We start from the raw sequence: 11,664 nt of genomic DNA on the forward strand, positions 1-11,664 counted from the left end.
CTAACGTGCATGATTTGGAACTTTATGATTTGACGATTATCGGCGGCGGGCCCGCCGGGCTGTATGCGGCATTCTATAGCGGGATGCGGGATATGAAGACCAAGCTGATCGAGGCGAAGGAAGAGCTCGGCGGCCGGACGCTGATTTATCCGGAGAAAATGATCTGGGACGTGGGGGGAGTAACGCCCGTGCGCTGTGAACGTTTGACGCGGCAAATGATCGATCAGGCGATGACGTTTGATCCTACGATCGTGCTGGGACAGCAAGTTTGCGGGCTCGAGCGTCTGGATGACGGAACGATGCTGCTGAAGACGGAAACGGGCGAACGGCATTGGACCAAAACGGTGATCCTTGCGTTGGGGCGGGGGGTGCTGAAGATGGCAAAGCTGGAGATCGAGGGAGCCGAGCGCTATGAGGTCAGCAACCTGCATTATACCGTGCAGGAACTGGAGGTATTCCGGAACAAGCGGGTGCTCATTTCCGGCGGCGGGGATTCCGCTGTGGATTGGGCGAACGAATTGGAGCCGATCGCCGCAAGCGTAACCGTCGTTCACCGCCGTGAGCATTTTGGCGGACATGAGCGCATTGTGAAACGGATGATGGCGTCGTCCGCCCGTGTCCTTACGCCTTATGCCGTAAAGCAGCTTCACGGCAATACGGACGGCAAGGCGATCGAGGCGGTATCCATCGCCCAGGTGACTTCAGAAGGCCAGTTGGCGGACACTTCGATGCGGATTGACGTGGACGCCGTGATCGTAAATCACGGTCTTCGCGGCGACTTCGGCAATATCGTTAACTGGGGGCTGGATATGGGAGAGTGGGATATTCAAGCTAACGAAAGGTTGGCGACCAATCTGCCCGGTGTATTTGTGGCCGGCGACGTGGCGAGTTATGCGAGCAAGCTGCACTTGATCGCCGGGGCGTTTACCGATGCCGCCTTGGCGGTGAACAGCGCCAAGCAGTACCTGGAGCCGGAGGCGTACAGGATGGCGTATGTCTCCTCCCATAATCCGAAGTTCAAGGAGCGAAATCTCGCGCTCGGCGTGGCGGAGGAGGAGGCTTGAGCGGAGGAACGGAATCGAATACTCGGAAATTTGCTGTACATGATCTTTAAGACGAAGAGCCCGCGATAGCGTGGGCTTTTTTTTGTGCGTCCGGCAAGGGCCTCTTTGGTTTTACGTTTTATGTGCGGACTTGTATTTTACCAAAAACTATTATACGATATACTTCGTAATGCGAGGTAGTTAAATGGTACGAAGTATTTGAAAGAGGTGAATAGTTTTTTGAATTTCGACAAAGAGATGTTGAAGGGGTATATCGATGTCATTCTCTTGAGTCTACTTCAGGACAAGCCGATGTACGGGTATGAAATTGCCAAGAAAGTGCGCGAGGTAAGCGGCGGCGCGATGGATATTAAAGAAGCCACCTTGTATATGGCGCTTAAGCGGTTGGAGAAGCAGAGTCTGGTGGAGGCCTTCTGGGGAGAAGACGATGAATCGAGCGGCGGCGGACGGCGTAAATATTACCGGCTGCTGCCGGAAGGGCAAACACGCTTGCAGGAAAACCAGCGGAGCTGGGCGGTGTTCCGCAACATTATAGATACATTACTAGGAGGGGACCGATGATGAAAACGATGAGCTTAACCACTGAATCCACCCGCCGGATTACGGAATATGTCGACCAACTGTGCAGACTGATGAAAGAACCCGCTGCGGAAATCAATGACTTTCGCGAGGAGATGACAGCCAACCTGATCTCGGGGGTTCTGGAGCACATGCATACCGGGATCAACGAGCAGCAGGCGGTAACTATGGCGTTGTCGCAGTTTGGCGAAGCCGGGGAAGTCAAGCGCGAGCTGGAGAAAATCTACACCGTCAAAAGGCGTTTTGCCGCCGGCGTACTCCGCAGTGCACTTACCTTACTGGTTCTGTCTGCCATCTGCCTGGGATTGATCATCGGTGTATGGAATGAGCGGACGGTAGCAAAGTTTACTGAAGACGCCTATCAAATGGTGGGGCAGGAATTAAGCACTCCCGGTACCACCTCGCTATCCCAGCCGCTTCAGGAGAAACTGAAAGCCTGGGTGGAAGACACCTGGGGGGTAAAAGGAATTAGCGTCGAGCGCGCTTACTATCAGAAGAATGCGTCTCCCAGACTGTTTATGTATGCAGCCGATCCGGAGGCGGAACAATGGCTCAATTATTTCCGTTCGCCTCATATGGAATCCGAAGGAGAAGGCGACTCCTTGCCGAAATCCCATTTTTTCATCCACACCAGGATCCTTTCTAAAGCTGGCCATGGCCATTCAGCCACGGAGCAGCCTCAGACGATTGACGAGAATTCTTTCATCGTCAGCGTGGCGACCACGTATTTCAATTATACCTTTTTCTACAGTCTGGGATTGTTCCTGCTCGGCGGCTACTGCCTGCTGTTTACGGTCTGGGCGGGGATGAATGCTTATTATGAAGGGAAAGGCAATATAGGCTGGATTGCACTGTTTCTGTTAACAAATATTATCGGTTATGGACTTTACCTGCTATCACGCGGAAGCAAGCGGCGAGGTGCGGTTGCATTATAGGTCCTGAAATATGACAAAAGGATGGACGCCGTCGGATGTGGAAGGAAGCCGGCCTCTTCCAAAGCCAAAAACGTTTGGATAGGCGGAGACGCTGGGTCGACTGGGCCGCTGGGCCGCAGTATATGACAGTCTGCGGTCCTTGCCTAGTGCCCCAGCCTCGTCAGACAACCTTGAGCGAACCTACCTTGATTAACATAGAATTCCTGCAAATCTGCATGTTTTTTTCTTGTTTGGACCCCAAATTTGAAAATTCCTGCAAATCTGCAGCAATTTTTGACGAAACCGGCTCCTATCTCTAAATTCACTAGAAATACCTGCAGATTTGCATCTATTTTCGCATATCCTCGTCCGATCGGTTTAAATACCTGCAGATTTGCATCTTTTTGGAGTTGGAAGTTCGCGGGGCTCTTGATGGTCGTGGGCTTAATACGGATTGGATGTTATCTTTTGAAAAAGTGCTCACTGTATCCGTGTGGAAACCGCTCCAAAACGGAACTATATTAGGTTCAACTATTGATTTGCATATTAGACAGCGGTGTAAAGGGCTCTTTTCACACTCTTGATCTGAAACTAAATGTCTGGTTTGAATTACAGGGAATTCTTCCCGTTAATTTGGTACGTATGCGGCTGCAGAGGCGAATTAGCTGGAAAACCTCCCGTTAATTCGCCTGAAATTGTGTATTCCGGCAATAGGGCCGCGAAATAGATGGAGCTTTTCCAGCTAAATCCGCTGGAAGAGCCAAGAGCCGTACATTAACAGGAGATTTTCCCGTTAATGTTGTAGACTCCGACGGCGGAATCCTATATCTACAATTGTGGATGTTGGCAGCGTATATCCCGAAACCCATCATATCCTTGCCCAACGCCAATTCTTTAGTTCAACTTATATAGTATCCTTTGGATTACTGCGGCAAAGAAATATTTCTCTCCACCATAAGAGGGATCAATTTACGGAATGCGATTGTGGATGCAGCCTTTTCCTCCCTTTGATAGGCTTCAAAGTCTTTTCGGAATGTCTCTTGTAGATCCTCAGGTAAATGGCGGATGTATAGGTGCGCGCATGCACTGATCTGTTCCGGTGAGCCGAAATCAACGACCAGGTCAATGATGTCGATCACATAAAACTCCATAGGATTCGCCTGGGGCAAAAACCATCCGGTCATAATGGCTTCCTCAAGTACCTCCTCAAGATTCGTACCATACTTGTCCACCAAAGGAACAACCTTGTCTTGAATCAACGTGATAATTTCCGCCAGTTCCCGCTCTCGGGTGACTTCTTTAGCCAGATTCCATACCTTGCCTTTGTCTCGGAAACTGCTCAAGCTGATATACCAGTATGTTTTTCCGCTGGCCGTATTTATCATTCGGCAATCGGTGTTAAACTCCAAATAACTTCCGGCCACATTGGAATTATGACTCGAAAAACGCACCTCGGCCGTGAAGGGGCCCACTTGTTTGACCATGCTTCTCCTGGATTTATAGTACTTGAATCCGCAAGACTCGCAGGCCGCAGCGATTCTGGAACAACATTCTCGAAAAATATCCTTGCTGGTTGGATGGTCTGCCATATCGGTTCATCTCCATTTTGCTTATTCTATTAAGGGTAGGACAACATGGAAATCCCTACCACAATCAAAGTCCATATATTACTACGAAAAAACGGGCCTCCGGGTTCCGTTTATTCCCGTGATCTTGAAGACATAGCAACGCTTTGTTGGCCGGCTGTTGAATTAAGCGAGAGAGTTGCTTGAATGTCTTTGTAGACGGTTCAAACAGGAAGATTTTCTGGGGAATCGGCCTTTTTCTGTGCAACAAATTGGGGAGAGGGTGCGTCATTAGAAAAAAGTAAAATTTTGGACACAATTTTTCGACGTGAATCAACTGTAAATAAAGTAAAAATATGTAATTCTACAACAGGTAGGTGAAATCATTTACTCCAATACGGTAACAAAAGGAGGCGGTCTATGGGCGGCGGGATTCAAGAGTCAATTATGAACGTGGAGTTAAAATCTTGTCAGTAAATTAACTTATGAAAGGAGAAAAGCAAGCATGCTAAAAAAACGGTTACATTACTTCTGGCAGGTTCCATTGTTTTTGGCGGGATGACACAGTCCGGAACAATTCAAGCTAATGCAGATGGAAATGGGCTCGTCATGGATAAAGAGAAGTTGATTTTAAAGCAGATTGATGAGCAGAGTGTGCAAAAAGAAACACAAACATTTAAATTACCTGTTTTAACTGAGGAGGAAAACTTCGAGAAGGATGAGGAGCCTGAGTCAAAGATTACTCATATGTTGAGAGAGGAATTAGAATTAAATAAAGATAAGGAGACCACCTTTGATGTAGAGGTTTTGGTACATTTCGATTATACCGACGAGGAGTTTGAACAGAAGTACAAGGAGTTATTTGGAAATTCTTTAGAATTAACAAAGAGAAAAATCAGCTCTTATCTTATTGAAAATATCAACTACGAGCAACTGGTCAAGCTTGAGATGCTAAAAGAGGTTCTTGTAATAGCCTCGATTAATAATTATATAGTTCCCGATAAAGCGGCTGAAGGGGGGGGGGGAAATCGGTATCAACCTTAATTCGTCTACTGACATGATCGGCGTCAAAAAGGCAAGGAAGGACTTTAAGGTAACAGGTGATTTAGATGGAAATGAAAATGTTTATTCTAGATGTAGTCATAGCCATTGTAGATACCGGAATTGATGCTAATCATGTAGATTTGGACGGTGGTAAAGTTATTGCTTGGTACGACGCGGTTAACGGAAAAACCAAGCCCTATGATGATCGCGGGCATGGTACCCATGTAGCTAGCATTGCCGCCGGAACTGGAGAAGGAGATCCGGGAGTACAAGAAGGGGTAGCTCCAGGCGCAGCTTTAGTAGGTGTAAAAACTTTACCGGGAGTAGGTCAAACCGGTGATCCCAGAGATACATTAAAAGGCTTAGAGTGGATCTTAGCAAATCTAGATCGATATAGCATTGATGTTGTTAATATGAGTATAGGAACTACAGCATCATATGAAAGCAGGAAAGAAGTTATTAACACGATAAATAAAATTAAAGCACGCGGTGTCCCGGTTTTTGTAGCAGCCGGAAATGAGGGGAACGATGAACCTTATTACGACACTTTATCGACTTACGCTAAATACACCTCTACCTCAGTCGGAAATATTAAAGACCCTTATGAAGGAGGCTGGGGACTAGCAGAGACTTCTTCTCGCGGAGCTGATGAAAATGTATCCTATAATAAAGGCCCTTACGTAGTACTACCGGGTCACAATGTTCGGGCTGCTGCAGCCAATACGGGGAAGGAATATGTGACACTTTCTGGCACTTCCATGGCTACGCCGATGGTTTCAGGTGTGTTTGCGCTGATGTATGATGCCGCCTATGCCCGTGGAGTTTCATCTAGCATTAATTTTACAGTAACGGATATGGGAGAAGATGGTTTCGATAAAAACTACGGCAATGGAAGAGTACTGGCATATGAGTCTATCAAAGATGCTGCTCAAGAATCATCCGGGAGTTTTGACACGCATCGGACCTATATTCGAGTACCTAATGGGAGCGTTCAAAAAGGAAACGTGGATTTATATGCTATAAGAGTCAATTCAAGTGCTGCTGATTTAAATGCCACCTTGCTAGTTTTAAATGAAAAGGCGGAAAATCTGGATCTTGTGATTTGGGCACCTGGATCAAATCCGTACCAAGGGGATCCATCTTCTTACTGGATTCGTAGAAACGACGGACCGCCACATGAGTTCTTTAGTTTATCTAATCCTCCTAGAGGAACTTATTATATTGGCGTTTATGGTGTTGAAGATTCGGCCAATTATTCTTTAGAAATCACCGGGCACGAACTTACTGTAAATTGATGTTAAATAAAATGTGAAAAAAAACACAAATAACTACAACTAGAATGGAGAGAAACAGTGAATAGACATGGACGATCTCATTTTCGGGACAAGGGTGACTTCCGTAACGGGTCATTTTCTTGTCCTTTTTTGTTTTCGGATAATCGCGCTGGTTCTTCCGGGGTTGCTCGATTGCTATGGGAGTTTGTCCAAGCGACGGGGGGGGGAGCGGTGCGTCTGCCAGGCGCTATCTAAAAAGAAAAGCCCGCGTCGGGCGCGGGCTTCTACAATTCCAACTTTTAGCGTTCTTCTCCCTTTGCGATAGGATTGTTCTCATAGCTAATCCAGTCGCTCCAACTGCCCGCATAGAGTTTCGCCTGCGGGTAGCCCAGCCGGTACAGCGCCAGCACGTTGGGACAGGCGCTGACGCCGGATCCGCAGTAGACGACGGCGTCGCGTCCGTCGTCGAGCGCCCGGATGACCGGGGTGAGCTGCTCGCGGAGCGCAGCTTCCGCTTTCCAACGCCCCTGGTCATCCAGCACGTCCTTCCAGAACCGATTGACCGCGCCGGGGATATGCCCGGCTTTTGCGTCAATCGGTTCCTGGACTCCCGCATAGCGCGAAGCTTCGCGGGAGTCCACCAGCAGGACGCCGGGATCGCCGAGCGCCCGGCGGACCTGGTCCACGTCTGCGATCAGTTCGTCGCGGACGTTCAGCACAAACGCGGCCGGCACCGCGGTCCGCTGCGCGTCGGTCACCGGGAAGCCGCCGGCCTGCCAGGCGGCGAACTCGCCGTCCATGACGTACACGTCGTCATGGCCCAGCCAGCGCAGCAGCCACCACAGGCGCGCTGCGTACATGCCGCCCTGGTCGTCGTAGGCGACGACGCGGTGGGCGTTGCCGATGCCGGCCCGGCTGAGACGGGCGGCTAACTGCTCGGGCGCCGGCAGCGGGTGGCGGCCGCCATGTTCACGGACCGGAGCGGACAGGTCCGCCTCCAGGTCCAAAAAAACCGCGCCGGGAATATGCGATGCCGCATAGGCTTCCCGGCCGGCGTCCGGACGGCCCAGCGTGAACCGGCAGTCAACGATCACGAGGTCCGGCTCGTACATACGGGCCAGGACCCATTTTGGCGTTACGATGGGATCGGTCATATGAGTTCAGGCTCTCCTTTTCATTCCATTAAGTAAATGGCTTTTTTTCGATACAAAGGTGAAAGTTATTTTCAATGTAGCACACCGCCTGGCCTTTAGACTATAATTAGGTTCGGTCTGCCTGACTTTACTGTAATTTTTAAAAACGTCGCCGACACATTCAAAAGAGCAAGGAGCACCACCATGAAATCGAGTACCAAGTCATCTGTTTCATTTGAGCTTCTTTACGTTATCGGAATCATTGCGATTTCTTTCTCATCGATCTTTATTCGCTGGTCCGCCGCGGAGGTGTCCGTCGTCGGCATGTACCGTCTTTATTTGACGTGCTTGCTGATGCTGCCGTTCGTCTGGAAGTACCGCAAGGAAATATTCTCTCTCACTGCCAAGCAATGGCGAGGCCTGCTGTTGTCTGGTGTGATGCTGGGACTCCACTTTTTGCTCTGGATGAGCTCGCTGCGGCTAACGACGGTGGCCAGTTCGACAGTCATTTTGACGTTGGAACCGATCCTCGTGATGATAGGCTCTTTTTTCCTGTTTGGAGCCAAAGTAAACCGGGCTATGCTCGCCGGAATGGGACTGGCGCTCGTCGGGTCGATCGCGATAGGTGCGGGGGACTTTAAATTATCGGGTACCGCCCTGCACGGAGATATTTTGTCCCTGCTCGGCACGGTGGCCGTGGCGGTTCACATGCTGTTCGGCAAACAATTGCTCAAAAATATGAGCGCCTTCGTTTACAACTTCTGGGTGTTTTTCATCGCGGCTTCGACACTTGCGGGCTATAACGCCGCCAAGGGGTTTGAGTTCACCGGTTATTCGTCAAAAGAGTGGGGGATTTTTCTTCTCCTCGCGGTGGTTCCGACCTTGTTCGGGCACTACCTGTTCAACTGGCTGATGAAATTCATCAGTGCGGCCGCCGTTTCGATGGCCGTGCTGGGCGAGCCGGTTTTCTCCTCGCTGCTGGCCTGGCTTTTGCTGAAGGAGAGCCTGACCGGTGTCCAGTTGGTTGCGGGGGTGGCCATATTGAGCGGAGTCTGGATTTTTATCCGTTACGGAAAAGAAACCCCTGCGGCCGAGCCTGAGCCAAAAGTGCTTAAAGAACCGGCATGATCCCGCCGGTCATTTTTGAACGCAATCGCGACCCTTTTAGGGATGCGATTGCGTTTTTTTATGGGATCGGACTCGGTATAGCGTCCTTCTCGCCACCCTAATGAGCGGCTTGGCAATGGGATCCGGCACGCTGCGCTATTTTTTGGCCGCCCACTGAATTTCTGGCTGCCTGCGCCGAATCTCTGGCCCTTCGTGCCGAATCTCTGGCCGCCCGCCGAAATAACGGCATTTTTGACCGTTATTTCGCCCCATTTTGGCTCCGGGGGAATAATAGCGGTCAAAAAGGGCCTTATTTTCCTGTTTCGGGCCCCGAAACTAGGTTTTGGCCCGATTTTCCAAAAATAAGGGCCCAAAATGCCGCTATTCCTCATTTTTGTGCCAAATTCGACAAAATAGCACCCAAAAATGCCGCTATTTTCGTAAGCTGCCTCAAAAAGGCGGGGCATGAGCAGCAACTGACTGCCCGCGCCTCGCCGCGCCCGCTCTATGGTCTGGCTGCAGTCACATGCTCGCCTTCACTCGGGCAACGGTGCGTCCGTCCTCACCGTCCCGCATCTCCGCTCCAGCTCATCCTCACCGATCCGCGTCTCCGCCCGCTCTGTGTCCGGCTGCCGTCACATGCTCGCCTTCACTCGGGCACGGTGCGTCCGTCCTCACCGTCCCGCATCTCCGCCCCAGCTCGTCCTGGCCGCCCCGCGTCTTGCCCCAGCGTGTCCTCGCCGACCCTACCCGTCTCCAACCCGGCGTAGCGGTTCCTCGCCCGCGGGTCTTCCGGAATGGCCGCCTTATTTTCTCAGCTCAAAAAATTGGCTGTCGCTGCGGGGGTGGTATGTCAGCTCGCTGACGCCTTTTTGCGTGATGACGGTGTCGTCGGTAAAGCGGATGATGCAGGTGCTGCTATCTACCATATGGTTATCGCGGAAAATACGGACGGACAGTTTACGGTCCACCGCTTCCTGAAAATCCTGCTCGGTCAAAAGTCGTCTGATCGTTGGCACGCGTATATAATCTCCTCTTGTCTATTCTCTTCGTTTCTTGCCACCAGCATATCAACGAACCTATTGAATGTCCAGTTGCCTCATGGTACCCGAAAGGAATGCCCAACCGTACCCCCGGGCTTATGCATATGATGAAGTAAGAGACGCGATTTTTTTAAAAAGACTTTTCAAAATTTCATTGAGGAGAGGATATGACATGTCTGGATATCGGCTTGGCGGTAGGAGAGGAGGGCGCGGAAAAAGACTGGTAAGGCAGACGCCCACCGCCTATTTGCTGCAGAGGATGGCGGCGGGCATGCTTCCTTTGTACAAAACGGTCGCCTGCAATCCGCGTTTTGCGGAGGCTTGGAGCCGGGCGGTGGTCGGCGCGGACCTGGATGGGATGAAAAAAATGCTGTGCGTAGCGGCGCCGCGGCTGGCCCACCACGGGTTGGGGAGCAACGGGATCGGATATTTTATCTCCTTTAGCGGACCGTCGTCGTCCTCTTATTCGTGCGGGGTGACCATTCCGCCGGGGCAGGTTCAGTTTCACTTCAATCCGAGGATTCATCAGCGGATCGCCCGGGCCGTTCTGCCGTACTACCGGGAAATGGCCCGTCGTCCCTCTTATTGTGCGGCCTTGGCCAGAGCGATCCGGAGAGGCCATCAACGGGCCGCTTCCCGCTTGGTTCGTTGTTTTGTCAAAACCCCCGCTCTAAAAGCGGTAAAAATTCAGAGCGGAGGCATCAAGCTGGTCTTCAAATATCCCTCCAGCAAATATGAATATACCTGCCTGTTGTTCCGGGAGTTTTAACTAGTTCGGGGTTACTCCCCAACGGATCAGGAGCCCGCAATGGGTCAGACCGCTGCCGAACCCATAGAGCAGCACCCGGTCGCCGGGATTCAACTGCCCGGCCCGGACGCCGGCTTGCAGCGCGAGGGGGATGGACGCGGAAGACGTGTTGCCCATCTCCGTTACGCTCTGGAGGGTTTTGGCCAGGGGAATTCCGGACTTTTCGCAGATGGACTCGATCATCCGCAGATTGGCGCTGTGGGGAACGAACCAGTCGATATCGTCCACGGTCAGCTGCGCTTGGTCCAGCAGCTTCTCGATGCCGGCCGAGACCGTGCGGACCGCCCACTTGAACACTTCCCGGCCGTTCTGAACGATGCGGCCTTCGCCGGCCAGCGGCTCGCCGTCCATCTCCGCCGACAGGCCGGAGCGGTAGACGTGGATACCGCCGCTACCCTGCGTTCCCATAATCGCGGATTCGAAGCCCGGCTGATCCGGCGCATACTCCACCAAAGCGGCGCTGGCTCCGTCCCCGAACAGGATGCAGGTGCTCCGGTCGGTGTAGTCCGTAATTTTGGACATCGTTTCCCCGGCGACGACCAATATTTTGCGGTGAAGTCCCGAAGTGATCATTCCGTTCGCCATATGGAGGGCGTAAGTGAAGCCCGCGCAGGTGGCGTTCAAGTCGACGGCTCCGGCGTCCTCTATTCCGAAGTGCTTTTGGATGCGGCAGGAGACGGTGGGGAACGAGTAGTCCGGGGTTGTGGTGGAGGCGATGATCAAATCCACGTCCTCCAGGCCAACGGTTTCCCCGCCGGGACCGCGGAGGTTCTCAACGGCCCGCACGCATAAATGGGAGGTGAATTCGTCATCGGCGGCGATGTGCCGCTCCTGGATCCCGGTACGCTGGACAATCCAGGCGTCGCTGGTATCGACGAGCTTTTCGAGATCATCGTTCAAAAGCAGGCGTTCGGGTACATAGGTTCCCAAAGCGGTGATGCGGGCTGCGGATTTCGGGTTCACTCACAATCACTCCTTAGTCATATGTTCGATAATTTTGTTATCTGGTATTAGTACCTGGTGATAAAAACATTATATCCGGTTTGTATCCTTTTTCCAAGTCCCCTTTTTTATACACTCATACCCTTAAATGATCTAGGCGAAAAAACACCGGCGAGTCTGCGCGATGCTTA

11 protein-coding genes are annotated in these 11,664 nt (G+C 51.5%); 7 read left to right on the top strand and 4 right to left on the bottom strand.

Annotated features, from left to right (window positions below):
• The first annotated feature begins 5 nt into the window (after nucleotides 1-5).
• The 3 genes from LBW89_RS06710 to LBW89_RS06720 all read left to right on the top strand — a co-directional run bounded on the left by LBW89_RS06710 (nucleotide 6) and on the right by LBW89_RS06720 (nucleotide 2,578).
• Entirely contained in the window at nucleotides 6-1,064 is a 1,059-nt protein-coding gene (locus LBW89_RS06710) for an NAD(P)/FAD-dependent oxidoreductase (protein WP_225038804.1), read from the top strand.
• A gap of 219 nt (nucleotides 1,065-1,283) precedes the next feature.
• Nucleotides 1,284-1,625 carry a PadR family transcriptional regulator gene (locus LBW89_RS06715; RefSeq protein ID WP_225038805.1) on the top strand — a complete coding sequence of 114 codons (342 nt, stop codon included), beginning with the start codon at nucleotides 1,284-1,286 and terminating at the stop codon, nucleotides 1,623-1,625.
• A complete protein-coding gene (locus LBW89_RS06720; protein ID WP_148456212.1) occupies nucleotides 1,622-2,578 on the top strand; it encodes a permease prefix domain 1-containing protein in 957 nt (318 codons plus the stop codon). The genes LBW89_RS06715 and LBW89_RS06720 overlap by 4 nt, the downstream gene beginning before the upstream one ends.
• Nucleotides 2,579-3,480: 902 nt before the next feature.
• Here LBW89_RS06720 and LBW89_RS06725 read toward each other — a convergent pair.
• Complete coding sequence (locus LBW89_RS06725) at nucleotides 3,481-4,041, bottom strand: hypothetical protein (RefSeq protein ID WP_225038806.1); 561 nt, start codon at nucleotides 4,039-4,041, stop codon at nucleotides 3,481-3,483.
• A gap of 690 nt (nucleotides 4,042-4,731) precedes the next feature.
• Between LBW89_RS06725 and LBW89_RS06730 the strand changes: the two genes are divergently transcribed.
• Together LBW89_RS06730 and LBW89_RS06735 are read left to right on the top strand one after the other, a co-directional pair.
• Entirely contained in the window at nucleotides 4,732-5,166 is a 435-nt protein-coding gene (locus tag LBW89_RS06730) for a hypothetical protein (RefSeq protein ID WP_225038807.1), read from the top strand.
• Nucleotides 5,167-5,231: 65 nt separating this feature from the next.
• Nucleotides 5,232-6,461 (top strand): S8 family serine peptidase, encoded by a 1,230-nt coding sequence (locus LBW89_RS06735; RefSeq protein WP_225038808.1) that lies wholly within the window; start codon nucleotides 5,232-5,234, stop codon nucleotides 6,459-6,461.
• A gap of 278 nt (nucleotides 6,462-6,739) precedes the next feature.
• Here LBW89_RS06735 and LBW89_RS06740 read toward each other — a convergent pair whose 3' ends face one another.
• The gene (locus tag LBW89_RS06740; RefSeq protein WP_148456217.1) at nucleotides 6,740-7,594 is read right to left on the bottom strand and encodes a sulfurtransferase; all 855 of its coding nucleotides are present in this window, start codon (nucleotides 7,592-7,594) and stop codon (nucleotides 6,740-6,742) included.
• Nucleotides 7,595-7,777: 183 nt separating this feature from the next.
• Here LBW89_RS06740 and LBW89_RS06745 point away from each other — a divergent pair, with 183 nt between their 5' ends.
• Nucleotides 7,778-8,701, top strand: a complete 924-nt coding sequence (locus tag LBW89_RS06745; protein ID WP_148456220.1) for a DMT family transporter — start codon at nucleotides 7,778-7,780, stop codon at nucleotides 8,699-8,701.
• Nucleotides 8,702-9,486: 785 nt separating this feature from the next.
• Here LBW89_RS06745 and LBW89_RS06750 read toward each other — a convergent pair.
• The gene (locus LBW89_RS06750) at nucleotides 9,487-9,699 is read right to left on the bottom strand and encodes a hypothetical protein (RefSeq protein ID WP_148456223.1); all 213 of its coding nucleotides are present in this window, start codon (nucleotides 9,697-9,699) and stop codon (nucleotides 9,487-9,489) included.
• 196 nt (nucleotides 9,700-9,895) lie between these two features.
• Here LBW89_RS06750 and LBW89_RS06755 point away from each other — a divergent pair, with 196 nt between their 5' ends.
• Nucleotides 9,896-10,492 (top strand): hypothetical protein, encoded by a 597-nt coding sequence (locus tag LBW89_RS06755; RefSeq protein WP_148456227.1) that lies wholly within the window; start codon nucleotides 9,896-9,898, stop codon nucleotides 10,490-10,492.
• On the opposite strand, the gene LBW89_RS06760 is transcribed toward LBW89_RS06755, so the two are convergent.
• Nucleotides 10,493-11,494 (bottom strand): ketoacyl-ACP synthase III, encoded by a 1,002-nt coding sequence (locus LBW89_RS06760; RefSeq protein ID WP_225038809.1) that lies wholly within the window; start codon nucleotides 11,492-11,494, stop codon nucleotides 10,493-10,495. It lies immediately after the preceding gene.
• Nucleotides 11,495-11,664: the final 170 nt, after the last annotated feature.

The sequence above is a fragment of the Paenibacillus sp. alder61 genome, from assembly GCF_020179875.1.
Classification (GTDB): Bacteria; Bacillota; Bacilli; order Paenibacillales; family Paenibacillaceae; genus Fontibacillus; species Fontibacillus faecis.

Excerpts from the sequence above, each read along its gene's own strand:
- LBW89_RS06720 (WP_148456212.1), top strand. The coding sequence starts at position 1,622 with ATGATGAAAACGATGAGCTTAACCACTGAATCCACCCGCCGGATTACG.
- LBW89_RS06725 (WP_225038806.1), bottom strand. The coding sequence starts at position 4,041 with ATGGTCAAACAAGTGGGCCCCTTCACGGCCGAGGTGCGTTTTTCGAGT.
- LBW89_RS06730 (WP_225038807.1), top strand. The coding sequence starts at position 4,732 with ATGGATAAAGAGAAGTTGATTTTAAAGCAGATTGATGAGCAGAGTGTG.
- LBW89_RS06735 (WP_225038808.1), top strand. The coding sequence starts at position 5,232 with ATGGAAATGAAAATGTTTATTCTAGATGTAGTCATAGCCATTGTAGAT.
- LBW89_RS06740 (WP_148456217.1), bottom strand. The coding sequence starts at position 7,594 with ATGACCGATCCCATCGTAACGCCAAAATGGGTCCTGGCCCGTATGTAC.
- LBW89_RS06745 (WP_148456220.1), top strand. The coding sequence starts at position 7,778 with ATGAAATCGAGTACCAAGTCATCTGTTTCATTTGAGCTTCTTTACGTT.
- LBW89_RS06755 (WP_148456227.1), top strand. The coding sequence starts at position 9,896 with ATGTCTGGATATCGGCTTGGCGGTAGGAGAGGAGGGCGCGGAAAAAGA.